Origin of the sequence: Paractinoplanes aksuensis, assembly GCF_024137025.1 — a bacterium.
Classification (GTDB): Bacteria; Actinomycetota; Actinomycetes; order Mycobacteriales; family Micromonosporaceae; genus Actinoplanes; species Actinoplanes aksuensis.
In genome coordinates, this window is the sequence record NZ_JAMYJR010000039.1 from 24,485 (window position 1) to 50,051 (window position 25,567).

At 72.1% G+C, this 25,567-nt stretch carries 24 protein-coding genes; 16 read left to right on the forward strand and 8 right to left on the reverse strand.

Annotation, left to right across the window (positions count from 1 at the left end; translation table 11 throughout):
- Positions 1 to 18: 18 nt before the first annotated feature.
- The 5 genes from M1L60_RS34080 to M1L60_RS34100 all read left to right on the forward strand — a co-directional run bounded on the left by M1L60_RS34080 (position 19) and on the right by M1L60_RS34100 (position 5,148).
- Positions 19 to 1,236, forward strand: coding sequence for an MFS transporter (locus tag M1L60_RS34080; RefSeq protein ID WP_253241686.1), 1,218 nt, complete (start codon positions 19 to 21; stop codon positions 1,234 to 1,236).
- A gap of 154 nt (positions 1,237 to 1,390) precedes the next feature.
- A complete protein-coding gene (locus M1L60_RS34085) occupies positions 1,391 to 3,520 on the forward strand; it encodes a RecQ family ATP-dependent DNA helicase (protein WP_253241823.1) in 2,130 nt (709 codons plus the stop codon).
- Between the two features lie 43 nt (positions 3,521 to 3,563).
- Positions 3,564 to 3,869 (forward strand): metal-sensitive transcriptional regulator, encoded by a 306-nt coding sequence (locus M1L60_RS34090; RefSeq protein ID WP_184953800.1) that lies wholly within the window; start codon positions 3,564 to 3,566, stop codon positions 3,867 to 3,869.
- A gap of 21 nt (positions 3,870 to 3,890) precedes the next feature.
- On the forward strand, positions 3,891 to 4,103 hold the full coding sequence (locus M1L60_RS34095) for a heavy-metal-associated domain-containing protein (protein WP_253241687.1): 213 nt from the start codon (positions 3,891 to 3,893) through the stop codon (positions 4,101 to 4,103).
- Positions 4,096 to 5,148, forward strand: a complete 1,053-nt coding sequence (locus M1L60_RS34100; RefSeq protein ID WP_253241688.1) for a DUF8832 domain-containing protein — start codon at positions 4,096 to 4,098, stop codon at positions 5,146 to 5,148. The genes M1L60_RS34095 and M1L60_RS34100 overlap by 8 nt, the downstream gene beginning before the upstream one ends.
- Positions 5,149 to 5,188: 40 nt before the next feature.
- Here M1L60_RS34100 and M1L60_RS34105 read toward each other — a convergent pair whose 3' ends face one another.
- Entirely contained in the window at positions 5,189 to 6,328 is a 1,140-nt protein-coding gene (locus tag M1L60_RS34105) for a class I SAM-dependent methyltransferase (RefSeq protein WP_253241689.1), read from the reverse strand.
- Positions 6,329 to 6,461: 133 nt separating this feature from the next.
- Here M1L60_RS34105 and M1L60_RS34110 point away from each other — a divergent pair, with 133 nt between their 5' ends.
- The gene (locus M1L60_RS34110; RefSeq protein WP_253241690.1) at positions 6,462 to 7,121 is read left to right on the forward strand and encodes a biliverdin-producing heme oxygenase; all 660 of its coding nucleotides are present in this window, start codon (positions 6,462 to 6,464) and stop codon (positions 7,119 to 7,121) included.
- Positions 7,122 to 7,165: 44 nt separating this feature from the next.
- Positions 7,166 to 7,465 (forward strand): DUF2470 domain-containing protein, encoded by a 300-nt coding sequence (locus M1L60_RS34115; protein ID WP_253241691.1) that lies wholly within the window; start codon positions 7,166 to 7,168, stop codon positions 7,463 to 7,465.
- Positions 7,466 to 7,547: 82 nt separating this feature from the next.
- Here M1L60_RS34115 and M1L60_RS34120 read toward each other — a convergent pair whose 3' ends face one another.
- From M1L60_RS34120 to M1L60_RS34130, 3 genes are all read right to left on the reverse strand, one after another.
- Positions 7,548 to 9,359 (reverse strand): DEAD/DEAH box helicase, encoded by a 1,812-nt coding sequence (locus tag M1L60_RS34120; RefSeq protein WP_253241692.1) that lies wholly within the window; start codon positions 9,357 to 9,359, stop codon positions 7,548 to 7,550.
- Positions 9,360 to 9,625: 266 nt separating this feature from the next.
- Positions 9,626 to 9,850 (reverse strand): DUF3107 domain-containing protein, encoded by a 225-nt coding sequence (locus M1L60_RS34125; RefSeq protein ID WP_253241693.1) that lies wholly within the window; start codon positions 9,848 to 9,850, stop codon positions 9,626 to 9,628.
- Positions 9,851 to 9,887: 37 nt separating this feature from the next.
- Complete coding sequence (locus M1L60_RS34130; RefSeq protein WP_253241694.1) at positions 9,888 to 10,547, reverse strand: TetR/AcrR family transcriptional regulator; 660 nt, start codon at positions 10,545 to 10,547, stop codon at positions 9,888 to 9,890.
- A gap of 232 nt (positions 10,548 to 10,779) precedes the next feature.
- Here M1L60_RS34130 and M1L60_RS34135 point away from each other — a divergent pair, with 232 nt between their 5' ends.
- The 5 genes from M1L60_RS34135 to M1L60_RS34155 all read left to right on the forward strand — a co-directional run bounded on the left by M1L60_RS34135 (position 10,780) and on the right by M1L60_RS34155 (position 17,369).
- Positions 10,780 to 13,200 (forward strand): hypothetical protein, encoded by a 2,421-nt coding sequence (locus M1L60_RS34135; RefSeq protein WP_253241695.1) that lies wholly within the window; start codon positions 10,780 to 10,782, stop codon positions 13,198 to 13,200.
- Positions 13,197 to 14,159, forward strand: a complete 963-nt coding sequence (locus tag M1L60_RS34140; RefSeq protein WP_253241696.1) for an alpha/beta hydrolase — start codon at positions 13,197 to 13,199, stop codon at positions 14,157 to 14,159. The genes M1L60_RS34135 and M1L60_RS34140 overlap by 4 nt, the downstream gene beginning before the upstream one ends.
- A 114-nt stretch (positions 14,160 to 14,273) precedes the next feature.
- A complete protein-coding gene (locus M1L60_RS34145) occupies positions 14,274 to 15,146 on the forward strand; it encodes a DUF3152 domain-containing protein (RefSeq protein WP_253241697.1) in 873 nt (290 codons plus the stop codon).
- A 131-nt stretch (positions 15,147 to 15,277) separates the two neighbouring features.
- On the forward strand, positions 15,278 to 16,459 hold the full coding sequence (moeZ, locus tag M1L60_RS34150) for an adenylyltransferase/sulfurtransferase MoeZ (RefSeq protein ID WP_253241698.1): 1,182 nt from the start codon (positions 15,278 to 15,280) through the stop codon (positions 16,457 to 16,459).
- 103 nt (positions 16,460 to 16,562) lie between these two features.
- Positions 16,563 to 17,369, forward strand: a complete 807-nt coding sequence (locus M1L60_RS34155; RefSeq protein WP_253241699.1) for a prenyltransferase/squalene oxidase repeat-containing protein — start codon at positions 16,563 to 16,565, stop codon at positions 17,367 to 17,369.
- A gap of 10 nt (positions 17,370 to 17,379) precedes the next feature.
- Here the strand turns inward: M1L60_RS34155 and M1L60_RS34160 are convergent, their stop codons facing one another.
- Positions 17,380 to 18,627 (reverse strand): glutamate-5-semialdehyde dehydrogenase, encoded by a 1,248-nt coding sequence (locus M1L60_RS34160; protein WP_253241700.1) that lies wholly within the window; start codon positions 18,625 to 18,627, stop codon positions 17,380 to 17,382.
- A 25-nt stretch (positions 18,628 to 18,652) separates the two neighbouring features.
- Positions 18,653 to 19,762 (reverse strand): glutamate 5-kinase, encoded by a 1,110-nt coding sequence (proB, locus tag M1L60_RS34165; protein ID WP_253241701.1) that lies wholly within the window; start codon positions 19,760 to 19,762, stop codon positions 18,653 to 18,655.
- 60 nt (positions 19,763 to 19,822) lie between these two features.
- Here proB and M1L60_RS34170 point away from each other — a divergent pair, with 60 nt between their 5' ends.
- Positions 19,823 to 20,128: an MGMT family protein gene (locus M1L60_RS34170; protein ID WP_253241702.1), complete on the forward strand. Its 306-nt coding sequence runs from the start codon at positions 19,823 to 19,825 to the stop codon at positions 20,126 to 20,128.
- A complete protein-coding gene (locus M1L60_RS34175; protein ID WP_253241703.1) occupies positions 20,125 to 20,937 on the forward strand; it encodes a class I SAM-dependent methyltransferase in 813 nt (270 codons plus the stop codon). Before M1L60_RS34170 ends, M1L60_RS34175 begins: the two co-directional genes overlap by 4 nt.
- Here M1L60_RS34175 and M1L60_RS34180 read toward each other — a convergent pair.
- Positions 20,921 to 21,634 carry a TetR/AcrR family transcriptional regulator gene (locus tag M1L60_RS34180; RefSeq protein ID WP_253241704.1) on the reverse strand — a complete coding sequence of 238 codons (714 nt, stop codon included), beginning with the start codon at positions 21,632 to 21,634 and terminating at the stop codon, positions 20,921 to 20,923. The genes M1L60_RS34175 and M1L60_RS34180 overlap by 17 nt on opposite strands.
- 101 nt (positions 21,635 to 21,735) lie before the next feature.
- Here M1L60_RS34180 and M1L60_RS34185 point away from each other — a divergent pair, with 101 nt between their 5' ends.
- Positions 21,736 to 22,665, forward strand: a complete 930-nt coding sequence (locus M1L60_RS34185; RefSeq protein WP_253241705.1) for an NAD-dependent epimerase/dehydratase family protein — start codon at positions 21,736 to 21,738, stop codon at positions 22,663 to 22,665.
- A gap of 112 nt (positions 22,666 to 22,777) precedes the next feature.
- On the opposite strand, the gene M1L60_RS34190 is transcribed toward M1L60_RS34185, so the two are convergent.
- A complete protein-coding gene (locus tag M1L60_RS34190) occupies positions 22,778 to 24,169 on the reverse strand; it encodes a gamma-glutamyltransferase (RefSeq protein ID WP_253241706.1) in 1,392 nt (463 codons plus the stop codon).
- 49 nt (positions 24,170 to 24,218) lie between these two features.
- Between M1L60_RS34190 and M1L60_RS34195 the strand changes: the two genes are divergently transcribed.
- Positions 24,219 to 25,547 carry an MFS transporter gene (locus M1L60_RS34195; protein ID WP_253241707.1) on the forward strand — a complete coding sequence of 443 codons (1,329 nt, stop codon included), beginning with the start codon at positions 24,219 to 24,221 and terminating at the stop codon, positions 25,545 to 25,547.
- The last annotated feature ends 20 nt before the right edge of the window (positions 25,548 to 25,567 follow it).

Here is a 25,567-nt window from a genome sequence, read left to right on the forward strand (position 1 = left end):
TCCTCCGAGGAGTTCTTGTTGCGTGCCCATTCCGCCGTGCCCCTGGGCGCGGATTACTGGAAGCTCTGGACGTCGTCCGCCGTCTCCAACCTCGGTGACGGCATCACCATGGTGGCGGGCCCCCTGCTCGTCGCCTCGATCACCACCGACCCGGCCGCGGTGGCCGGCGCGGTCTTCGCCCAGCAGCTCCCGTGGCTGCTGTTCGCCCTGATCAGCGGGGCCTGGGCCGATCGCCTGGACCGCCGCCGCCTGGTCGTCTCGGTCAACACCATGCGGGCCGGCGCGATGGCTGTGCTGGCCGTCGCCGTCGGCTTCGAGGTAGCCACGGTGCCGCTCATCCTGACCGTGTTCTTTCTGCTCGGCACGGGCGAGACGCTGGCCGACACGGCGTCGGCCGTCTTTGTGCCAGCCGTCGTGCCCGAGGCCGGGCGACCAAAAGCCAATTCCCTGCTGTACGCCAACTTCAACGTGCTCAACCAGTTCGCGGCCAAGCCGTTGGGTGGTTGGCTGTTCGTGGCGGCGGCCGCCGTGCCGTTCGCGGTCAACGCGCTGACGTTCGCCCTCTCCGCCGCCCTGATTGCCACCATCCGAGCCATCACTCCGACGCCTGCGGCCCCGGTCGACCGGTCGCCGCGACCCGGGGTGCGGGCGGAGATCGGTGCGGGCGTGCGGTGGCTCTTGCGGCATCGGCTGCTGCGCACGCTGGCGGTCACGATGGCGGTCGGCAACGTGGTCTTCTGCGCCGCGTTCGCGGTCTTCGTGCTGTACGCGATGCGACGGCTCGGCCTCAGCGACGTCGGCTACGGGGTGCTGCTGGTGGCCTTCGCGGTCGGCGGCTTCCTGGGCACGCTGGTCGCGCCCGCGCTGATCCGGCGGATCCGGGCGTCGTACCTGCTGCGGGCGGGCCTGCTGGTCGAGGTCGCCCTGCACGCGACGCTGGCCCTGAGCCGGGAACCGTGGGCGGTGGCGGCGATGATCGTCGTCTTCGGCGTCCACACCACGGTCTGGGGTGTGGTGGTCACCACGATCCGCCAGCGCGACGTGCCGTCGGCCCTGTTCGGGCGGGTCACCAGCGTCTACTCGTTCCTGGACCTGGGCGGGGCGGCGGTCGGATCGCTGCTGGGTGGGGTGCTGGCCACGGCGTACGGACTGGTGGCGCCCTATTGGATCGCCGCCGTGGCCATGGCCTTGGTGGTTGTTGTCGCGTGGCGACCTCTCCGGAGTGCCGGCCTCTGAGCGTGGCGGGGGCCGCTGCCGTCCGGCGCTGCCGGTGAAGCGGCCCCCGCCCTCGCGGCCGGATTCTTCTGCGGCCTGTGGACAACCGGCCCGCCTGTGGATAACTCCGGGTTCTGTCGGACCGGCCTGATAGACATGCCCCGTGACCGAGACGATGCCCACCGCCAGCCCAGCCGACCGAGCCGCCGTGCGTGAGCAGGCCGAGGCGGTGCTGCGCCGGTTGGCCGGCGAGCACGCGGTGCTCCGCGAGGATCAGTGGCGGGCCATCGAGGCGCTCACCGTCGACCGCCGGCGGGTGCTCTGCGTGCAGCGCACCGGCTGGGGCAAGTCCGCCGTCTACTTCGTGGCGACCGCCCTCCTGCGCCAACGCGCCTCGTCCGGGCCCACGGTCATCGTGTCGCCGCTGCTCGCCCTCATGCGCAACCAGGTCGAGGCCGCGGCCCGGGCCGGCATCACGGCCCGCACGATCAACTCGGCCAACCTCGACGAGTGGTCGCTGATCGAGGCCGAGATCCGGGCCGGCGAGGTCGACGTGCTGCTGATCAGCCCCGAGCGGCTCAACAACCCCGACTTCCGCGACAACGTGCTCCCCGGCCTGGCCGCCGAGACCGGTCTGCTCGTGGTCGACGAGGCGCACTGCGTCTCCGACTGGGGTCACGACTTCCGTCCCGACTACCGGCGTCTGCGCACGTTCCTGGCCGGGCTGCCCGGCCGCACGCCCGTGCTCGCCACCACCGCCACGGCCAACGCCCGGGTGACGGCCGACGTGGCCGACCAGCTCGGCGACGCGCTGGTGCTGCGGGGCACGCTCGAGCGCGACTCGCTGCGGCTGGCCGTGCTCGATCTGCCCAACCCGGCCCACCGGCTGGCCTGGCTGGCCGACCACCTCGACCGCCTGCCCGGCTCCGGCATCATCTACACGCTCACCGTGGCCGGCGCCACCGAGACGGCCGACTTCCTGCGCTCGCGCGGCTTCGCCGTGGCCTCCTACACGGGCCAGGTCGAGGACGGTGAGCGCCGCGCGGCCGAGCAAGACCTGCTCGACAACAAGATCAAGGCGCTGGTGGCGACGTCCGCGCTGGGCATGGGGTTCGACAAGCCCGACCTCGGCTTCGTCGTCCACCTGGGCGCCCCGCCCTCGCCGATCGCCTACTACCAGCAGGTCGGCCGGGCCGGCCGGGCCGTCGAGCACGCCGAGGTGGTGCTGCTGCCGGGCGCGGAGGACGCAGCGATCTGGCGCTACTTCGCCTCGCTGGCCTTCCCGCCGGAAGATCAGGTGCGGGCCGTGCTGGCCAACCTCTCAGGCGACCGGCCGATGTCCACCCAGGCCCTCGAGCCGCTGGTCGACCTGCGCCGCAACCGCCTCGAGATGATGCTCAAGGTGCTCGATGTGGACGGTGCGGTCCGGCGCGCCCGCGGCGGTTGGCTCTCCACCGGCGAACCCTGGACCTACGACTCCGCCCGCCTGCGCCGGGTCGCCGAGGCCCGGTCGGCCGAGCAGCAGACGATGATCGAGTACGCCTCGACGACCACCTGTCGCATGGAATACCTGCGCCGGTGCCTCGACGACCCCGAGGCCCAACCGTGCGGCCGCTGCGACAACTGCGCCACCCCGCTGTTCGACGCCGAGGTGTCGGCCGGCGCCCTGGCCGCGGCCGACGCGTTCCTGGGCCACCCGGGCCTGGTGGTCGCGCCCAAGAAGATGTGGCCGACCGGTCTGGCCGCGGTCGGCATCGGGCTCAAGGGCAAGATCCCGGCCGGCGAGCAGATCGAGCCCGGCCGGGCCGTCGGGCGGCTCTCCGACCTGGGCTGGGGCAACCGTCTGCGCGGCCTGGTCAGCCCCGAGGCGCCCGATGCCGCGATCCCCGACGAGCTGGCGGCCGCGGTGGTCGAGATCCTCAAGGACTGGGCGCACGGCGACGACGCGTGGGCCCAGCGCCCGGCCGCGGTGGTCGCGGTCGCCTCGAGCCGCCGTCCCGAGCTGATCAGCAGCCTGGCCGAGCACATCGCCCGGGTCGGCCGGCTGCCCTTCCTGGGCACGGTCGCGGTCGCCCACGACGACGGGTCCGACGCGCGGGGCAACAGCGCCCAGCGGGTCCGCGCCCTGCACGACGCCTTCACGGTCCCGGCCGAGGTCGCGGCCGGGCTCGGCTCGCTCTCGGCCCCGGTGCTGCTGGTCGACGACCTGGTCGATTCCGGCTGGACGATGACGCTGGCCGGCCGGGCCCTGCGCCGCGCGGGCGCCGAGGGGGTGTTGCCACTGGCGCTGGCGGTGGCCGGCTGATACCGCGAGGTCGCCGCATACGGGGTGGGGGTATGCTGGCGTCATGTCCGACGAGTCGACGCCGCAGCACGGTCCGCATGGCTATTCGGGAGACAAGGCGGCGCTGCTCGGCCGCCTCCGCCGCATCGAGGGCCAGATCCGCGGCCTGCAGCGCATGGTCGACGAGGACACGTACTGCATCGACGTCCTGACCCAGATCTCGGCCGCCAAGAGCGCGCTCCAGGCGGTGGCGGTGGGGCTGCTCGAAGACCACCTGGCCCACTGCGTCGTCGACGCGGCCCGGGCCGGCGACCCGACGGCCAAGGTCAAAGAGGCGTCGGACGCGATCGCCCGGCTCGTTCGTTCCTGACGCTCTTCGAAAGGCGTTTCCATGTCTGTGACCAGCACCTACACCGTGACCGGCATGACCTGCGGCCACTGCGTGCAAGCGGTGACCGGCGAACTGTCGGCCCTGCCGGGTGTGGACGCGGTGCAGGTCGACCTCGCCTCGGGCGCGGTCACCGTGACCAGCGAGACCGCGCTGACCGACGACGCCGTGCGCGCGGCGGTGGACGAGGCCGGCTACGAGCTCGCGAATGCCTGACACGGCCCCTCCGGCCGTCGAACCCATCGACGAGCAGGCTGAGACCCCGGTCGGCGACAAGGCCGGGTTCCGGCTGGCCGCGTTCGGGGCGGTGCTGATCGTCGTGCTCTTCGCGGGGTACGGGCTGGGGCGGCTCAACAACTCGACCACCTCGGCCTCGGCGCCGCCCACGGCGGGCAGCCAGGCGGGGGCGGCCATGCCGGGCATGACCGTCGACGAGAACCAACAGCATGCGCACAGCGGCGGCGGCCCGTCGGCGCAACCCGTGGACGAGAGCCAGCCCCACGCGCACGGTGCCGACGGCACCTCGGTGCAGGCGGGGACGGCCATGCCCATGGGCGCGGCCGTCGGTGGGCTCTCGCTCAGCTCGGGCGGGCTCACCCTGGTGCCGGAAACGACCAGCTTCCCGGCCGGGCGGGCCCAGCGGCTCAGCTTCCGGGTGGCCGGGGCGGGCGGGGCGGCCGTCACGACGTACGCGGTGGTGCACGACAAGCCTCTGCACCTGATCGTCGTGCGGCGCGACCTGACCGGGTTCCAGCACCTGCACCCGACCATGGCCGCCGACGGCACCTGGGGGATCGACCTCACCCTGGCCCAGCCCGGGATCTACCGCATGATCGCCGACTTCACCGCGATCGTCGGCGGGCAGCAGGTCGCCACCACGCTTGGCAGCGACCTCACGGTGGCCGGTGACTACGCGCCGCAGACACTGCCCGCGCCGGGTAGGACCGACCAGCCGGACGGCTTCACTGTCTCGTACGAGGGCACGCCCGGCACCCAGGCGACCCAGCCGCTGCTGATGACCGTGACCGGTGCCGACGGCAAGATCGCCCAGCTCGACCCCTACCTGGGCGCGTTCGGTCACCTGGTCGTCATGCGCGAGGGTGACCTGGCCTACGTGCACGTCCACCCCGAGGCCACGCTGGTCGACGGCAAGGTCAAGTTCTGGCTCACCGCACCCAGCCGGGGCAGCTACCGCATGTTCTTCGACTACCAGGTGGCCGGCCAGGTCCACACCGCGGAGTGGACCCTCAAGGTCGAGTAGGACCGGTTCTCGGGCGGGCCCGACCGGGGCCCGCCCGGTGCTACGGGAGCATCTTTTCCAGGGCCGGGGTGACGCCCCACTCGGTGGTCAGCGCTTCGTACTCGGCCTGCTGGGCCGCGGTCGGCGGGGTCGACGTGCGGCGGGCTCGCAGCAGCAGGTTGCGCGGGGTGTGGGCCGAGTCGATAAACTCGACGACCTCGACCTTGTAGCCGTTGAGCCGCAGCAGGGCGGCCCGCAGCGAGTCGGTCAGCACGTCGGCGAAGCGCTCGCGCATGATCGCGTGGCGGGTCAGCTCGCCGAACGGGGCCGGGGCCGGGCGACCCTTGAGCTGGGCCGCGATGTCGTGGTGGCAGCACGGCGCGGCCAGCGTCCACTGCGCGTTCCACTCGACGGCCCGGGCCAGCGCCTGGTCGGTGGCGGTGTCACAGGCGTGCAGGGCGAGCACCAGGTCGGGATCGAACGGCAGCGTCGCCTCCTCGATCGTGCCGGCCACGAAGGTCACGTCGTCGGCGCAGCCGAGCGAGGCGGCCACGGCGGTGTTGCGTACGCGCTGGTCCTCACGCACATCGACCCCCACGACCTGAACTTGCGCGCCGCGCCCGGCCAGATAGCGGTAGGCGGCGAAGGTCAGGTACGCGTTGCCGCAGCCCAGGTCGACCACCCGCAGCGGCGACGGCAGCGTCTCGGGCAGCGTCGCCGCCAGAGCCCGCAGGAAAGCGTCGATCTGGCGCCGCTTGGCCGCGTTGCCGCCGATCACCTCGAACAGCGGGTCGCCCGGGTCGAGCAGCCACTGCTTCTGCCGGTCGTGGCCGTCGGGCGTCGCGGGCGCGCCCGCCGAAGCCGCGCGGTGCACCTGAGCGTCACCCTTCTTGGTCACGCGCAGTTGCAGCGTGACCGAGGACGTCTCGACATGCCAGTTGCCGAACGGCTCGGCCAGCAGCTCATCGACGGCGGCGGACGCCTCGTCGCCGGGCGCGACGTTACGGGTGAACGGGCGCGCGCCGTCGTCCGTCACGATCTGCAGTCGCGGCCCACCTTTGAGTGTCACCGGCCTGATCTCGGCCCTGGTCACCGAAGGAGTGAACCCGCGACGGCGACCGGCCGCCACGGCTCGGGTCAATCCGGGCGTCAGCAGCAGATCTCGGACCTCGGACAGGGCATCGGCGAGCTGTTGTGGCATGTCTCCATTCTGCCGCGCGTCGTTCGGAAACCCACGCGGCGTAAGATCCCGCCGCACACGCGCCGTGAGGTGCTGTCGGGCACCAGTTGATCTTTAGATAGGCTGACAGGCCGGGAAGTGAGGTGCCTTGCCGATGTCGTTGATGGCCGATCCGCCGGGGGCCGACCGGCTCTCCGTTCGTGTGCGCCGTAACACAGTCGGTGCGCATGATTCGGCCCAGCGCAGCGGCTTCCTCGACTCCCTGGCCGCGGGCCAGTTGCCCTGGGAGGCGTACGCCGACCTGACCGCGCAGCACTGGTTCATCTACGAGGCGCTCGAGTCGGCCGCCACCACGATGGCCGACGACCCGGTGGTGGCCACGTTCCTCTTCCCCGAGCTGCGGCGGCTGCCGTCGCTCGAGGCCGACCTGCAGTTCCTGTACGGGCCGCGGTGGGCCGACCACCTCTTCGCGCTGCCCGCCACGACGACCTACTGCACCCGGCTGCGCGACGTGGCCCACCGGGCGGCCACGGGGTTCGTCGCGCATCAGTACACGCGCTACATCGGCGATCTCTCCGGTGGGCAGTATCTGGGGCCGGCCATCGCCCAGTCCTACGGTCTGCCCGCGACCGACGGCCACCGCTTCTTCATCTTCGCCGGGGTCGACCCGATGGCGTTCAAGACCCACTATCGCGGGCTGCTCGACTCCGTGCCCTGGTCGCACCACGAGCAGGAAGAGTTCATCACCGAAGTCAACGAGGCCTACCGGCTCAACATCGGCGTCCTCAACGAGCTCCAGAGCCGCTGGTCCTAGGTTTGCTCCCCGGACACGAAACAGACCCAGGAAGGCCGGCAGACGTGACGGATCCGTTCCCGCCCGAGGTGGTCGACCAGATCGCCCGGCACATGAACGACGACCACGCCGACGACAACGTGCTGATCGTGCGCGCGCTCGGCGGCGTGCCGGCGGCGACCGCGGCCCGCATGTCCGGCCTGGACGCCGACGCCATGGAGTTCCACGCGGTGGTCGACGGCATCGAGGTGCCGGTGCGTGTCCCGTTCTCGGAACGCCTCACCGAGCGCCGCCAGGTGCGCGCCGAGGCCGTCCGCATGTACCGCGACGCCTGCGCCGCGCTGGGTCTCGAGCCCCGCCACTAGATCCGCCTGCGTTCGGGTCGGCCTGCGTAAACGAAATGCCCCTCGGCCCGTGGTGGGCCAAGGGGCATTTCCCGTACGAATGTCAGGCGGTCGCGCCGACGCCGGCTTCCGATCCGCCGCTCATCTCGGCCGGCGCTGCCTCGGCCGCAGCCGACTCGGCACCGGTGCCGGAACCACGGCTGCCCCGTCCACCCCGGCGACGCCGGCGGCGGGGAGCGGCTGAATCCGACTCGTCGGACGACTCGGACGCGTCGGCGCCCTCTGGGGCTTCCGCGGCGCCGTCGGAGAACTCCGGGGTCGCCACGCGACGGCGGGACCGCGCGCGCGGAGCGGCCGCGGGGGCGTCACCGTCGGCGTCGCCCTCGGTCTTCGCCGGGGCGTCGGTGGTCGCGCCCTCGGCACCGGCCGGAGCGTCGTCGCCGACCCGGCGGCGGCGCCGCTGCCGCTTGGGCCGCTCGCCACCCTCGCCGCCCGGCTCGTCGCCGGACGGGCTGGAGGACGCGGGGGAGGAGCCACCCCGGGTGCGCCCGCCGCGCCCGCGGGGGCCGGTCTCGCGACGGCCCCGGCGGCTGCCACCGCCCAGGTCTTCCTCGACCTCGGCGGCCAGGCCGACCCGGCTGCGGTCGGCCGTCGGCAGCGTGCTGGTGACGTCGGCCGGGATGTCCAGGTCGCTGTAAAGCGCCGGGCTCGTGTGATAGGTCTCGGGCGGCTGCGGCATGCTCAAGCCCATCGACTTGTCGATGAGGACCCAGCGCGGCATGTCCTCCCAGTCGACGAAGGTGACCGCGACGCCGGTCGCGCCGGCCCGGCCGGTGCGGCCGATGCGGTGCGTGTAGGTCTCGGGGTCTTCCGGGCAGTCGTAGTTGATCACGTGGGTGACGCCGGAGACGTCCAGGCCGCGGGCCGCGACGTCGGTGGCCACGAGCACGTCGATCTTGCCGCTGCGGAACGCGCGCAGGGCCCGCTCGCGGGCGCCCTGGTTGAGGTCGCCGTGCACCGCGGCCACCGCGAAACCGCGGAAGTCGAGGTCTTCGGCCAGCCGGTCGGCCGCCCGCTTGGTGCGGGTGAAGATCATCGTGAGCCCGCGGCCGCGGGCCTGCAGGATGCGGGCCACCATCTCGACCTTGTTGAGCGGGTGGGTGCGATAGACGACCTGCTTGGTCAGCGGGGACGGGCCGCTGTCGGCGGTGTGGCCGGCGTGGATCGTCACCGGGTGGCGCAGGAAGCGGCGGGACAGGGCGACGATCGGGTCGGGCATGGTCGCCGAGAACAGCATGGTCTGCCGCTGCTCGGGGATCATGGCCAGGATCTTCTCGACGTCCTCGAGGAAGCCCAGGTCGAGCATGCGGTCGGCCTCGTCGAGCACGAGGGTCTTGACCGAGTCGAGCTTGAGCTGCTTCTGCTTGGCCAGGTCGAGCAGGCGGCCGGGCGTGCCGACCAGGATCTCGACGCCCTTCTTGAGCACGTCGACCTGCGGCTCGTAGGCCACCCCGCCATAGATCGGCAGGACCCGGACGCCGCGGGTGCTCCCGGCGGCGGCGAGGTCGCGGGCCACCTGCAGGCCCAGCTCGCGGGTGGGGACGACGATGAGCGCCTGCGGACGGCCGTCGGCGCCCTCGGAGGGGGCGGTCACGCGCTCGAGCATCGGCAGGCCGAAGCCGAGGGTCTTGCCGGTGCCGGTGGGGGCCTGGCCGATCAGGTCGGTGCCGCGCATCGCGATCGGCAGCGCGTATTCCTGGATGGCGAAGGCGTGGGTGATACCGGCCTTGGCCAGCGCTTCTACGGTCTCGGCACGGACACCCAGCTCAGCGAAGGTGGGGCTGTCCGGGCGGACCGGCGCGCGGTTGGTTACGGGAACCAGTGCGGGTTCAGTGATCTCGATGTTGTCGGTCATGAAGTTTTACGGGTGCCTCTCGTGGTGCGCCCGTCGGAAGTCTGGGGCGCGGTCTGGATAGGGCGCGGGCCACACGCTCACAGAAGAAAAGCGGGCCGCACGCGCGGGTTGCCGCGGCGATCGGTAGAGATCGACGTCGACGGCAACGGGCCCAGTCTACCCGACAGAGCGATCGCGCACCTCAGAGCGGACTTCCGGCCGGAAAGCACGCGGAGGGCGCCCCCGAGCCGAGCCGGGGACGCCCTCCGCGAGGGTGGAACTGATACTCAGCGGGTGGTGAAACCGAACGGACGCGTGTTCGAGTCGGCGATCTCCACGTAGGCCACCTTGGCGATCGGGATGATCACCTTGCGGCCCTTCTCGTCTGTGAGCGACAGCACGCTGTCCTTGGCCATCGCCTCGGTCACGGCCTGCTCGACCTCCGCCGGGGTCTGAGCGCTCTCGAGCACCAGCTCACGCGGCGTGTGCTGCACGCCGATCTTGACCTCCACGGGGCCCCTCCTTCTCGCGGTCCTACCGCTGGCAAGGCTATCCGATTTCGGCCGGGGTGCCGCCCGATGCGCCGCCCTGGAGGGGGAAGCTGGCGATTCCCCGCCAGATAAGCGCAGCTACGAGCGCTTCGGCTTCAGCTTTAGGCGTACGCCGACCGTTCGCCAGCCAGTACTGGGCCGACTGCCCGGCCGCCCCGACCAGGCCCGCCGCCAGCAATCGGGCCGCGTCGCCGGCCAGATTCGTGTCCGAGATGATCGTGTCGGTGACGGCCGCGATGCAGCCCTGTTCGACCCGCTCGACCCGCTGGCGGACCTGCGGGTCGTTGCGCAGGTCGCTCTCGAAGACGAGCCGGAACGCCTCGCTCTCGTGGTCCATGAAGTCGAAGTAGGCCCGGACGGCGCCCTTGACCCGTTCCTTGTTGTCGGCCGTGGCCAGCATGGCGTCACGCACCTTGGCGATTATCGCGTCGCAGTGCGTGTCCAGCAGGGCCAGGTAGAGCTCGAGTTTGCCCGGGAAGTGCTGGTAGAGCACGGGCTTGGAGACGCCGGCCCGCTCGGCGATGTCGTCCATCGCCGCGGCGTGGTAACCCTGGGCGACGAAGATCTGCTGAGCTGCCGCGAGCAGCTGCTTACGGCGTGCGGAGCGAGGCAGACGGGTGGGACGGGCCGTCTGAGCTCCGCCGGACGCAGCGGTCATGTCTCTCGAACCTCCAGGGGGTCGGACCCCATTCGCCGGCGCGGATTGCCCGGATCGGCGCGTGATGCTGTCGATGGGCAATTGTCGCGCCGCTGCAACTTATCGCCACTGCAAGCACACGGTAGCCTCAGCGGGGGCGAGCGAGGAGCACGCGGTGGATGAATCAGGGCATTCCGGAGACGCCGGAGCCGCAGACAGCGGCAACGGCGCCGATTCGCGTGAGCGCGCTCGGGTGAACGGCTGGGCGACTCCCGACAGTCCCTGGTCCTTCACCGGGTCCACGGTCGACCCCGAGGCCGAGGTGCCGGCCTGGCGTCGTCCGGCTGCTGAGGCACGCTCTTTCCCGCGTAATCCGGCATTTCCCTCCTCGGCCGTGCCGGTGTCGGCGTTGCCGAGCTCGAGCATTCCGGCGCCGTCCCCGGCTCCGGCCCCGCCCGGTTTTGTCGACGCCCAGAAAAGCGGCGAAATTCCCCCGTCCGGGGAGTCCGCGCCGGGCGGTTCGCGGTGGGACAGGTCCCGCTTCTCCGAGTTGCTGAGCCCGCACCCCCGGCCGGGGGAACAGCGCCGCCCGCCGTCCGAGCCGGCCCCCACACCCGCCGCCCCGGTCTCGTCGCCATCCACCCCGCGCGAGCCCGGCCTGACCACGGGCGACCGTCGCGAGCCCGGCCTGACCACGGGCGACCGTCGCGAGCCCGGCCTGACCACGGGCGACCGTCGTGAGCCCGGCCTGACCACAGGCGATCGCCGTGAGCCCGGCCTGACCACAGGCGATCGCCGTGAGCCCGGCCTGACCACCGGCGCCCGGCGCGAGCCCGGCCTGGGCAGTGGCACCGTGACGCCCGGCCTGGTCAGTGGGAACATCCCGCCGGCCCGGCCCGCCCCGATGCGCGCCTACGACGTCCCGACGCCCAGCAGCGCCCCGCCCTACCCGTACGAGGGCGACCTCGACGACGCCGCGCCCGAGCCCCCGAGCCCGGTCGTCCAGCAGCGCGCCGCCGTCCCGCTGGTGCGCCCGGCCACGCCCGGCGGCGGCCGTCGAGCCGACTGGGGCACGGCCGAGCACACCACGACCGAGCCGCCCCGTCACGCGCTGAGCGGCGGCACCCCGATCCAGGGCGTCCCGCGGGTGGCCTCCGACGAGCCCGGCCCGGCCCGGCCGGCGTACGACCCGTCGAGCTTTCCCCGCCGCCTGTCGTACGAGCCCCCGGCGCCCTACGAGTCGCCCAAGAGCTTCGACGCCCCCCGGCCCTACGAGCCCAAGCCGTTCGAGCCGGCCCCGCCCTACCCGGGCTTCGAACCGCCCGAGGAACCGAGCCAGGGCGTCCTGCCCCAGCGCGTCCCGGCCCAGCCCGACATTCCCAAGGGCGTCCCCGAGCCCTCGCTGGTGGAAGCCACCGCGGAGACCCCCGCGCTCGCCCGCATCGCCACCCACCTGCGCCGCGGCGACGTGCTGCCGGTCCAGGAAAGGCAGGAAGGTTTCGACGTGCAGGCGATCCTGGCCGCGGTGCGCGAGGTCGAGGGAGTGCGCGACGCGTCGCTGCGCCAGACCCCGACCGGCGCGCACAGCCTGCGGCTGGATCTCGCCGAGGGCGCCGACCCGGCCGAGGTGAGCCGCCGGGTGGCCCGCCTGCTGCAGGACCGCATGGGCCTCGACGCCGCGATGCCCGGCGAGGCCCCGCCCGCGGCCGCGCCGGTGTCCCCGTCAGCTCTGGTGCCCCGCAGCCGGTCGGCCGGGCCCGCGCCGGTCTCGGCGCCGCCCGTACGGTCGTCGCTCGCCGACCTCTACGCCCCCGCCCCGGACCGGCCCGATTTCGGCCGGACCCAGGAGCGCAGCCCCGCTGACGACCGGACCGAGCCTGCCTCCGGCCCGGACCGGACTGATCAGCTCGGGACGGACCGGTCGGAAGAGACCGCGGCTCGCGAGCGTGAAGCCCGCGAGCAGGCGGCCCGCGAACAGAAGGCCCGCGAGCAGGCCGAGCGCGAGCAGGCCGAGCGCGAGACAGCGGAGCGGGAGAAGCGCGAACGCGAAGCCGGTGAGACCCGGGAGCGCGAGGCCCGCGAGCTCGAGACCCGGACGCGCGACCGGGAACGGGAGACGCGAGAGCGGGAGAAGCGCGAACGCGAGGCCCGCGACCGCCACGCCGCCGCGGCCCGGCTCGTCCCCGAGGTCGAGGAGGCGGCCGAGGTCGTCCCCACCGGCTCCGAGTACGGCCCGCCGCGCCCGCTCTATCCCGGCGAGCACCCCGGCCCGCGCATCGTCATCGAGAACGTGCACGTCAACACGTTCGGCTCGGACGCCACGGTCGAGGTCCGGCTCACCGTCGGCGCCCGCACCGCGTCCGGGGTGGCCAGCGGCCCCGCGGTCGACGGCTACCTGCTGCGCCTGTGCGCGATGGCCACGGCCGGCGCCGTCGACGAGCTGCTGGCCGAGTCCGACCACCCCGACGGCCCGGCCCGCTGCTTCGTCGAGCATGCGGCCGCCGTCCCGTTCGGCGCGGCCCAGGTCGCCGTGGTCGTGCTGTTGCTGTCCTGCGGCGGCTGGGTCGAGCAGCTGGCGGGCTCGGCCGTGGTCACCAGCGACGACCGGCATGCCATGGTCCGGGCCACTCTGGCCGCGGTCAACCGCCGGCTTGAGGCACTCTTGTCTCGATGAGAGGCGCCAACCTGGCCCCCGACAGCGCACTGCTGCCCGAGGGCGAAGCACCGGATCCCTGGCCCGCGCGACGGGTCACCATCGGCGGAGCGATGCTCCACGTCCGTGACACCCCGGCCACCCGGCCCGAGGCCGAGCCGGCCGTCTATGTGCACGGGCTGGGCGGGTCGTCGCAGAACTTCACCGATTTCGCGGGCCTGCTGGCCGACCGGTTCGACGCGCGGGCGGTCGACCTGCCCGGCTTCGGCTACAGCGACCCGAGCCCCCGCTATTCGATCGGCTCGTTCGCAGGCACGCTGATCAGCTATCTGGAGCACGACGGGCGGGGACCGGTCCACCTGGTCGGCAACTCGCTCGGGGGCTCGATCGCCGTGCGCGTGGCCGGTCTGCGGCCCGACCTCGTGCGTACGCTGACGTTGATCTCCCCGGCCATGCCGTTCCTCGACCCCCGGCGTACGGCTCAGGCCCGGGCCTTGCCCCTGCTGGCGCTGCCCCGGGCCGACCGCGTGCTCGGGTGGGCGTTCTCGCGCCTGACCGCCGAAGAGATGGCCGAGCAGGTGCTGGCCGCCTGTTTCGGTGACACCCGCAAGGTGACCCCGCAGCGCCGCGCCGAGGCGATGGAAGAGATCCGCCTGCGCTACACGGTTGAGCACTACCCGAAGGCCTATCTCGGCACCCTGCGCGGGCTGGTCTCCAGCTTTCTGCGGGCCTATCTGCCGGGGGCGAACTCGCAGTGGCGGCTGGCGGCCCGGGTCGAGGCGCCGACGCTGGTGGTCGGCGGGCTCAACGACCGGCTGGTCGACGCGCGGGTGCCGCTCCAGGTGGCCCGGGCGATCCCGGACTCGCGTCTGCTGATGCTGCCCGGCGTCGGCCATGTCGCCCAGATGGAGGTCCCCCGGGTGGTGGCCCGGGCGGTGGTCGGCCTGCTGGACGACATCCGTTCCCCCGTGGGGGGATGAGCGGCCCCAGGAACGACACGACTCGCGGGACACGCCGGGGAACGGCGCGATTCGGATCTCACAAGATCCATCTAGGGCGGACACCGTTCAGGCCGGTGTGCGACGCTGGCGGCGATGATCGACGAAGCCCTCGCGCCGCCCGCTCTGCGCCCGCCGCCCCGCCGGGATCGGTGGCGCAAGTGGTGGCTGGCCGCGTTCGCGTTGGTGATCGTCGTCGGCGCCGGATTCGCCGTCGGCCGGCGCATCGAGCAGGATCCGGCCTTCCTGGCGGTCCCGCCGAGCGCAGCGCCGGTCCCGAGCGCAGCGCCGGTTCCGAGTTCGCCGCCGGTTTCGAGTGCGCCACCGTCGCCTTCGGCTTCGCCGTCGAAAACCCAGCCTGTGCTGCAACTGCCGGGTGCGGTGCCCACGCGCGGTTCCGGCCAATTCGCGTACGCCGCCGGCCGCGGCCCCGTGGTGGGCGGTAAGGGCCAGTTGCGGCGCTTCCGGGTGGCCGTCGAGAAGGGCAGCAACGAGAACCCGGCCGACTTCGCCGAGCAGGTCGCGGCCACGCTCGGCGACCCGCGCAGCTGGACCGGGGGCGGGCAGCTGCGCCTGCAGAAGGTGGGCGGCGCCGACCCGGCCGACTTCACGGTGTATCTCGCCACGCGGGATACGGCCGGGCGGATGTGCCTGCAGGGCGGCACCAACATCCGGGTCGGCGGGCGCCCCTACACGTCGTGCCGCACCACGGGCCGGGCGATCATCAACCTCGACCGGTGGCGGCTGTCGGCGCCCACGTTCGTGAGCCGGAAGGTTCCCCTCTCGATCTATCGGCAATATGTGGTCAACCACGAGGTCGGCCACGAGCTGGGGCATCGTCACGAGGGGTGCCCGCGGGCCGGCAGTCCGGCCCCGGTGATGGTGCAGCAGACTCTCACGCTGCGCGGATGTCAGCCGTACGCGTGGCCGCGCCTGAAGGGGAAGGCGCTGACCGGCCCCCGGCTCTAGCCGGTGCAGTGTGAACGGCTCGGAAAATTCCCGTGTCCCGCATGTCGGGCCTATGGGTAACGTCATGGTCGATCACGGCCGTCGCGAGTGACAATGGTGACCGATCCTTACCGTCAACCCGGGGAGTTAACGTGGCACTGCCCCCGCTCGTCGAGCCGGCCGCAGAGCTGACCGTCGATGAGATCCGTCGCTACTCGCGGCACCTGATCATCCCGGATGTCGGGATGGACGGCCAGAAGCGGCTGAAGAACTCGAAGGTCCTGGTCGTCGGCGCGGGCGGCCTCGGTTCGCCGGCGCTGCTCTATCTCGCCGCCGCCGGCGTGGGCACGCTGGGCATCGTCGACTTCGACACCGTCGACGAGTCCAACCTCCAGCGCCAGATCATCCACGGCGTCTCCGACATCGACCGGCCCAAGGCCGAGTCCGCCGCGGCCAGCATCGCCGAGGTCAACCCGCTCGTGAACGTGGTCATCCACAACACCGCGCTCGACGTCGACAACGTCAAAGAGATCTTCAGCCAGTACGACCTGATCGTCGACGGCACCGACAACTTCGCGACGCGCTACATGGTCAACGACGCCGCCGTGCTGCTCGGCAAGCCGTACGTCTGGGGTTCGATCTACCGCTTCGACGGCCAGGCTTCCGTCTTCTGGGAAGAGCACGGGCCCTGCTACCGCTGCCTCTACCCCGAGCCCCCGCCGCCCGGCATGGTGCCCAGCTGCGCCGAGGGTGGCGTCCTGGGCGTGCTGTGCGCGTCGATCGGCTCGATCCAGGTCAACGAGGCGATCAAGCTGCTGACCGGCATCGGTGAGCCGCTGGTGGGCCGTCTGATGGTCTACGACGCCCTCGAGATGGAATACCGCAAGATCAAGGTGCGGAAAGACCCGAACTGCGCGCTCTGCGGGGACAACCCGACCGTCACCGACCTGCTCGAGGACTACGAGGACTTCTGCGGCGCGGTGTCGCCCGAGGCCGAGGAGGCCACGCTCGACGCGACCATCACGGCCCGCGAGCTGAAGGACTGGCAGGATTCCGGCAAGGACCTCTTCCTGGTCGACGTCCGCGAGCCGGCCGAGTGGGAGATCAACCGGATCCCGGGCGCGACCCTGATCCCCAAGGGCGAGATCCTTTCGGGCGAGGCGCTGTCGCGCTTCCCGCAAGACCGTCAGATCGTGCTCCACTGCAAGTCGGGCGTGCGCTCGGCCGAGGCGCTGGCGGCCCTCAAGGCGGCCGGCTTCAAGGACGCCGTGCACGTCCAGGGCGGCATCGTCTCGTGGGTCAACACGATCGACCCGTCCCAGCCGTCGTACTGATTGTGTGATTAATCCGTCACTCTGGGAAATCACAAGCGTGAATTCCCAGAGTGACGGCAAGACGGCGCAGCGAAATACAGGTACGGGTTGTAGCGTCACCGGAGTGGTAGATATCGACGCTGCGATCGGTTACGTCGTCGCGCACGGCGACCCGGTCGAGCGGGCCCGTCTCTCCTACCTGCGCACCGGTCAGCGGCCGGATCCCCACGTGCTCGACCGCATCGTCGAGGGGCAGACCGAGTCCGGCGGCTGGCCCGCCTCGACCGACGGGGCCGTGAGCTCGATCGACGCCACCTGCTTCCGCCTCAACGAGCTCGACGACCTCGGCGGATTGCACGGCGAGCCGGTCGACCGGGCGCTGAGCTGGCTGGCCACCGTGCAACGGGCCGACGGCACCTGGCAAGAGGCCGAGGAACTGGCGGCCGAGGCGCCGGCCTGGGCGATGCCCGGCGACCCCGAGGCCACCCTCTATCTGACCACCGTCGCCGGGTTCTGGATGACGCTGGCCGAGTACGAGGCGCATCCCAACTTCGACGTGCCGGCCCGCCACGGGCGTACGCTCGGCGCCGCCGCCACCTGGGTCGTGCACCAGATCCGGCCCGACGGCACGTGGCCGTCCTTCCTGGCCGCCGGCTGGCACGCGGCCGGTCTGCTCTACGGCCAGCAGTACTTCTACGAGTCGGCGCGGGTGCAGCTCGTGCTCGGCGACCGGCTGCCCGACATGGCGCCGGCCGACGTCGCCTCGATGGCCGCCGCCCTGCGCCGGGTCAACCTGGGCGACGACTGGCTGCTGCAGAGCGCCCGCAAGCGCCTCGGCGAGACCCAGCGCACCGACGGGGGCTGGGACAGCGCCGAGGGCCCGATCTTCGACGTGAACACGACGCTGACCGTGCTGCGCGCCTGCCGTTAGCGCCGTCTCCTCAGCGCCGGATGTGGCCGTTGCCCGTCACGACGTACTTGGTCGAGGTGAGTTCGGGCAGGCCCATCGGGCCACGGGCGTGCAGCTTCTGGGTGCTGATGCCGATCTCGGCCCCGAAGCCGAACTCGCCGCCGTCGGTGAAACGGGTCGAGGCGTTGATCATCACCGCGGCCGCGTCGACCCGGGCCGTGAAGCGCCGGGTCGCGGTCACCGATTCGCTGACGATGGCCTCGGTGTGACCGCTGCCGTAACGGCGGATGTGGTCGACCGCGTCGTCGAGCGAGTCGACGATGGCCACCGCGAGGTCGGCCGACAGATACTCCGTGCCCCAGTCGGCCTCGGTGGCCGGTACGACCGCCGGGTCGTACGCCGCCACCCGCGGATCGCCGTGCACCGTGACGCCGGCCTCGATCAGCTCGGGCAGCACCAGCGGCAGGAACCGGTCGGCGATCTCCGCGTGCACCAGCAGCGACTCGGCCGTGTTGCAAGTGGACAGACGCTGGGTCTTGGAGTTGACCGCGACCGCCAGCGCCTTCTCGAGGTCGGCCGCTTCGTCCACATAGACGTGACAGTTGCCGACACCGGTCTCGATCACCGGCACGGTCGACTCCTCGACCACCGTCTTGATCAGCGACGCCCCGCCCCGCGGGATCAGCACGTCGACCAGGCCGCGGGCCCGCATGAGCTCCTTGACCGAGTCGCGGCTGGTCGCGTCGAGCAACTGGATGGTGTCGGCCGGCAGCCCGCTGTCGGCCACCGCCTTGCGCAGCACCGAGACGATCGCCGCGTTCGAGCTGAGCGCCGAGCCCGAGCCGCGCAGCAGCACCGCGTTGCCCGACTTGAGGCAGATGCCGGCGGCGTCGGCGGTCACGTTGGGCCGGCCCTCGTAGATGATGCCGACCACGCCGAACGGCACCCGCACCTGCCGCAGCTCGAGCCCGTTGGCCAGGGTCGAGCCGCGCACCACGTCACCCACCGGGTCGGGCAGCGCGGCCAGTTCCCGCAGCCCCTCGGCCATCGCCTCGACCCGGGCCGGGGTGAGCGTGAGCCGGTCGATCATCGCCTCGGACAGGCCGCCGGAGCGCCCGTTGGTCACGTCGACCTCGTTGGCCGTGACGATGTCGGCCGAGCGCTCGACCAGGCGGTCGGCCATCAGCAGCAGCGCCTTGTCTTTCTCGGATCGGGTGGCGGCGGCGAGGTCGATGGCGGCCACGCGTGCGTCGGCGGCCTGCTGCAGGACGGTCGTCATGGCGTACCCCTGGAAGGTTTTGGGTTTAAAGGAGGACGAGGTCGTCGCGGTGAACTACCTCACGTTCATATCCCGGGCCCAGTGCGGCGGCCAACTCGGGGGTGGAGCGTCCCAGCAGCGCCGGCAACTCGACGGCGTCGTAGTTGACCAGGCCGCGGGCCACCGGCGCGCCCGAGATGTCGACCAGGTCGACCGCGTCGCCGGCCGCGAACGAGCCGTCGACCGCGGTGATTCCCGCTGGTAGCAGCGATTTTCGGCGCGCGACGACGGCGGTCACCGCGCCCGGGTCGAGATGCAGCCGGCCCCGCGGCGCCGTCGCGTGCGCGAGCCAGAAGAGCCGGGCCGTGGGCCGGCGGTCGGCCGGTTGGAACAGCGTCCCCACGTCGTCGCCGGCCAGCGCGGCCCCGGCCAGGGGAGCGGCGGTGAGAACGACCGGGATGCCGAAACCGGTCGCTATGCGGGCCGCCTCGACCTTGGTGACCATGCCACCGGTGCCGACCTTGGACCTGCTGGGCGTGGCGATGTTGATGCCCTCGAGGTCCGAGTCGTTTCCCACGTACGAGATCTTGCGGGACGACGGGTCGGCCGGGCTGCCGGTGTAGAGGGCGTCGACGTCGGACAGCAGCACGAGCAGGTCGGCCTGCACCAGCGCGGCGACCAGGGCGGCCAGGCGGTCGTTGTCGCCGAAGCGGATCTCTTCGGTGGCCACCGTGTCGTTCTCGTTGACGATCGGCAGCGCGCCCAGGTCGAGCAGTTTGCGCAGAGTGCGATACGCGTTGCGGTAATGCGTGCGGCGGGTCACGTCGTCGACCGTGAGCAGCACCTGGCCGACGGTCAGGCCGTGCCGGGCCAGGCCCGCCGCGTACCGCCCGATGAGCAGCCCCTGCCCGACCGAGGCCGCCGCCTGCTGGGTGGCCAGGTCGCGCGGCCGGCGCGGCAGGTGCAGCGGGGCCAGGCCGGCGGCGATCGCACCGCTGGACACCAGCACCACCTCGCGCCCGCCCGCGGCGAGCCCGCCCAGCACATCGACCAGACTGTCGACCCGCTGCTCGTCGATTCCGCCGGCGGCCGTGGTCAGCGAGGAGGAACCCACCTTGACCACGATCCGTCGCGCATCGGTCACCAGTTCACGCACCGGCCAATTGTGCTCGGCCACACCGGCCGACCCGGCCCGAGATCCCATATCGTGGCCCGCGTGACACCGCAGGAGTACGTCGAACAGGTGCTTTCCCTCGTCGAGCGGATCCCCGAGGGCCGGGTGATGTCGTACGGCGCGGTGGCCGACGCCCTGGCCGAGCGCTCGGGTCGCAACTCGTCGCGCCTGATCGGGGCGATCATGGCCCGGCACGGCGGCGGCGTGCCGTGGCACCGGGTCGTCACCAGCGCCGGCCGGATGCCACCCGGGCACGAGCAGGAGGCCCGGCAGCGATTACTGTCCGAGGGCGTTCCGCTGAAGGGGGAGCACGTGGACATGGCCCTCGCCTCGTGGCAGCCCGCATGAAGTCCGGCGAGCCCAGCCGTACGGCGATGAGTGCGGCCCGCTATCGCGCGGCCCACCAGGTCGTGGAGAACGGCAAGATCTTCAACGACCACCTGGCCGTACGCATCCTGGGGCTGCCCGAGGAGCAGTTGCTCGCGGACGCGCCCCGCCGGGCGATGCGCGTGTTCATCGCCGCCCGGCACCGCTTCGCGGAGGACGCGCTGGCCGCGGCGGTGGCCCGGGGCGTACGCCACCTGGTCGTCCTCGGCGCGGGCCTGGACACCTTCGCCTACCGCAACCCGCACCCCGGCCTGCGCGTGACCGAGGTCGACCACCCCGACACGCAGGCGTGGAAGCGGGCGCGGCTCGGCGAGTCGGGCATCGAGGCGCCGTCGTCGCTGACCTACCTGGGCGTCGACTTCGAGCGGGAAGCGCTGGCCGACCGCCTCGAACCGGACGGACCGGCCTTCTTCATGTGGCTGGGCGTGGTGCCCTACCTGACGATCGAGGGCTTCAGCACGACGCTCCGAGTGGTCGCCTCGCGACCCGGTAACGAGGTCGTCTTCGACTACGCGCAGGCGCCCTCGTTGATGGAGGCCTCGCGGCGGGAGGCGCTCGAGGCGCGGGCCGCTCGGGTGGCCGAACTGGGCGAGCCCTGGCTGACGTACTTCGAGCCGGACGAGATCGCCGCTCAGCTGGCCGGATCGGGCTTCACGGAGATCGAGGACCTGGGCCCGTCCCAGTTGGCGGCCACCTTCTTCGACCGCCCCGACGTTCCCGTCGACACGCCGGGCGGGCACGTGCTGCGGGCGGTCATTTCAGGCCGATGAGGTGGGCGGCGCCGCGCATCTGGAATTCGAAGTAGCCGCGTCGATCCTCTTCGACCGAGGCTTTGAGCTGGCCGAACAGCTCCGCGCTGATCGCACCGCTCAGGTGGATGTAGGCCGACAGCGCTGTTCCGACCAGCCGGGGCGGCGCGCCCGGCGTGAACCTCTCGCCGACGGCGGCCAGCTCCTCGGCGTACCGCCCGGTGATCGGCTCCCGCTCCTCGATCTCACCCCTCCCGTACGCGTCCCGCACGACGGCCGCGATCAGCAGAACCACCCGCGTGGCCGGGCCGATCGTGTCCTGCGGCGCCTCGTAGCCGGGCACCGGGCTGCCGTAGATCAGGGCCCACTGGTGCGGATCGGCCAGGGCCCAGTCCCGGGCGGCGTGGGTCGCGGCGAGGAAACGCTCGAGCCCGGTCCGGCCGTCGGCCGGATCGTCGGGCGGGCTCGTGGCGGTCTGGCCGGCGGCCGCCTCCGCCGCCGCACCGAGTGAGTTGTAGGCGTCGATGATCAGCGCGGTCAGCAGTTCGTCGCGGCTCGCGAAGTACCGGTAGACGGCCGACGAAGCCATGCCCAGGTCCCGGGCGACCGCACGCAGCGACAGGTTGGCCCCGTCGGTGGCGAGGTGGCGGCGGGCCACAGCCTTGATCTCTTCGGTCATCTCGGCCCGCACGCGGGCCCGCACTCCGGAAGCGCTCATGCGACCAGTGTGCCATAACGAGAGCACTGCTCTTGCTTTTTGGGCGTGCGCGTGTAATCGTTGTTCTCAACAGAGAGCGGTGCTCACAAAGGAGAACAGCTATGTCGAACCATGTCGTCGTCGGCTCCGGCCCGATCGGTTCCACCGTCGCCCGCCTCCTCGCCGAGCGCGGCGAGCGGGTCCGCATGGTCACCCGCAGCGGTGGTGGCCCGACCCACCCGCTGATCGAGCGGGTCGCGGCCGACGCGGCCGACGCCCGCCGCCTGACCGAGCTGACGCAGGACGCGGTGACGCTCTACAACTGCGCCAACCCCAAGTACACCGAGTGGGAGAGGCTCTGGTTCCCTATGAACGACGCCATGATCGCGGCGACCAAAGCGGCCGGCGCGGTCTACGTGATCACCGGGAACCTGTACGGCTACGGCCCGCAGCCCGGCGGCCACATGACCGAGGACACCGCGCTGGCCGCGGTCGGCCGCAAGGGCCGGGTGCGGATCAAGATGTGGCAGGACGCGCTGGCCAGCGGCGTGCGCACGGTCGAGGTGCGCGGGTCCGACTACATCGGGGCGGGCGCGGTGGGCGTCTTCTCGTCGGTGCTGCTGCCCGCGATCAACGCCGGGCGGGCCGCGTGGGCGCCGGGTGACCCGGACCAGCCGCACAGCTTCACCTACACGGGGGACCAGGCGCGGACGATGGTCGCGCTGTCGCACGACGAGCGCGCGTGGGGCAAGGCCTGGCACACACCGACCGCACCGGCGATCAGCATTCGCACGTTGGCCGACCGCTACTGTGCGCTGGTCGGCCGGCCTCGGGTGAAGATCAATAAGCTGCCGCGCTTCGTGATGCGGACGGCCGGGCTGGTGCACCCGATGTCGCGGGAGCTGGCCGAGATGGACTACCAGTTCTACGGCCCGTTCCACCTGGACAGCGCGCGCACCGAGCAGACCTTCGACCTGCATCCCACCAACATCGAGGTCGGCATCCGCGAGACCGCCGACGACGCCCAGGCCATCGCCACCCGCACGATGTGACTCGCCTCCACCTGCGGCGTCGCCGCAGCCGCGTCCTGCCCGCACGTGCAGCGGTATCGTGCCGTTTTCCCGGGGCGGTGCTCAGGCGGCGTGGCGTGCGTTGCTCGGCGGGTCAGAGGAGCAGGCCGACGCCGTCGCGGCGGGGATCACCCGCGGCGCCGGCCCGGCCGACCGCGGTGACCCCGCCGAAGTAGTGGTTGAGCCCCGGCCACTGCTTGATCTGCCACCCGGCCGCGGCCAGAGCCGCCAGTTCCTCGCGCGGATAACCCGGCTCGACATGCACGGTGTCATCGACGACATGGAAGCGCGGCCGCCCGGTCGCCTCGGCCATCTCGAGCCCGTCCACCAGCACCCCGAGCAACGTGTCGACCAGTGCCGTCCGGATCCGGCTGGCCCCCGCCGATCCCGCCGCCACCGCGAGCTCCCCCTCCGGCGAGATCACCACGAGCGGGCACATGTTCGACGACATCCGCTTCCCCGGAACCATGTCATCGGTCACCAGCTCGCCCTCACCCAGCATGGAGTTGAGGTTGATGCCGAGCCCCGGCAGCCAGACCCCCGACCCCAGCCCCAGCGTCGTCGTGATCACACAGGCGTTCCCGTCGGAGTCCACGACCGACACATTGGTCGTGTCCCCGATCTTCTGCCGCCCCTGGTCACGCAGAGCCTGGGCCACTCCGACGGTCCGCCCCGGACGCGACAAATCGCCCGGAAGGCCCGCGATCGTGTCCACCGTGCGGTTCAGGTCGTGCCGCGCGAGCACCCGGTGCCCGGCCAGCATCGCGTGGTCGACCGGCGTCTCGAGCACCCGGTACCCGGCCAGATCCCGCGGCCCCAGACAACCCCCGGTCGCCCGAACCGCGTCAACCATGACCGCAGCGAACTCGCCGGTGTAGAAGACCTCCGGCCCGGCCTCGGCCAAGGTTGCCATCGCCCGCCCGAGTCCATCGTGGAACAGCAGGTCGCCGCCCTGGAGCCGACGCCCGTTCGGCGTATAGACCGAAGCGCCCTCACCCCAGGCCAGCGCCGGCGCGCACGAGTCGAGCGTCTGCGCGTGCGCCGCGGGCACCGCGACACCGCTGGTGGCCAGCTCGACCGCGGGCTGCACGACCTCGGCCCACGGCAACCGCCCCCAGCGCCGGTGCACCTCGCCGCACCCGGCCGGCACACCCGGAACGGCGACGCTGGCGCCGCCGATCGAGTAGACCTGCGGCATCCCGCCGAAGAACACGTCGACGGCGACCATCGGCCCCGCATCGAGGTCACCGTCGGTGCCCGGCACCGAGACGAAGAAGTCGAGACAGGTGACCCGGCCCGTGCCCGCGTCGAAGTACGTCGCGAACCCGCCACCGCCCAGTCCGGTGTAGATCGTCTCGGCGGCGCAGCAGGCCAGCACCGCCGCGACGGCCGCGTCAGCCGCCGTGCCCCCGTCCCGCAGAACCCGCAGCCCCGCCCCGGCCGTGGCCGGGTGGCTGGCCGCGACCCCGGCCGCAACCTTTTTCATCTGGCGAAGCGTAGGCGTCATCCCATGATCATGGTTACCATCCGCGGTCATGACGACCGCTGATCCCACTCCCGGCGTACAAGCGGGGGCCGCCCTGCCACGTCGTGTTTTGGCGGGATATTCGCTGGGTTCGCTGGTCACGGGCGCCTTCGGCACCGTGCCGGGATTGCTCCTGCTGCCCTATCTGACCGATACGTTAGGTGTGGCGGCTGGCGTGGCGGGCCTCCTTGTGCTGCTGCCGAAAGCGTGGGACGTCCTGGTCAACCCGGTCGCGGGCCGGATCTCGGACCGGCGTGGCGACCGACGGCCCTTCCTGCTCGTCGCCGGCCTGGTGCTCGCGGTCCTCTTCGCCGCGATCTTCGCTGGTCCGGTGGGCAGCGGCGCCGGCGCGGGCGCCTACGTCGCCCTCGCCTTCCTCGCCGCCGCCACCGCGTACGCGTTCTTCCAGGTGCCGTACGTCGCGATGCCGGCCGAGCTGACCGACGGCTACGCCGAGCGCACGCGCCTGATGACGTGGCGGGTGGCCGTGCTGGCGCTGGCCATCCTCATCTCGGGCGCGCTCGCCCCGCTCGTCGTCGAGCAGACCGGTGGCGGGCTGACCGGCCACCGCTGGTCGGGCATCTTCGTCGGGGCGCTCATCGTCGTGGGCACCCTCGGCGTGTACTTCGGCACGCGCACGGCCGACTCGCGCTCGGTCGAGGCGGTGGAGCCCGACCTGCGGACGCAGATCCGGGTCGCGGTGGCCAACGGTCCCTTCCGGGCATTGCTGCTCCTCTGGATCATCCAGGCCGTCGGCATCGGCACGATGCTCGCCGGCGTTCAGTACTTCGCGGACCACGTCGTCGGACGCGAGTCGGGCGCCACCTTCCTGTTCGCGGCCTTCGTCGGGCCGGCCCTGCTGGTCATGCCGCTGTGGAGCCGGGTCGGTGGCCGGATCGGCAAGCCCCGCTCGCTGGCCGCCGGCTCACTGCTCTTCGCGGCCGGCGCCCTCGCGCTGCTGGCCGCGCCGACGCTGCCCGCCGTGGCCGTCTATCTGCTGGTGGCCGTGGTCGGCGTCGGCTACGCCGGCCAGCAGGTCTTTGCGATGGCGATGCTGCCGGACTGCATCGCCTACGACACCGAGCGCACCGGCCGCCGCCAGGCCGGCGTCTTCACCGGGCTGTGGACGGCGGGGGAGACGCTCGGACTGGCGCTCGGGCCCGGTCTGTTCGCACTGGTCCTCCAGATTTTCGGATACGTCTCGTCGTCGACGGGCGAGGCCGCCACCCAGGACGACACCGCGCGGCTCGGCGTGCTGCTCGGCTTCACCGTTCTGCCGGCCCTGCTGGTCGGCTTCGCGGTCGTCCTATTACGCGCCTACCGGGACGTCTCCCGGTAGCGCCATCGGTACCGCCCGGC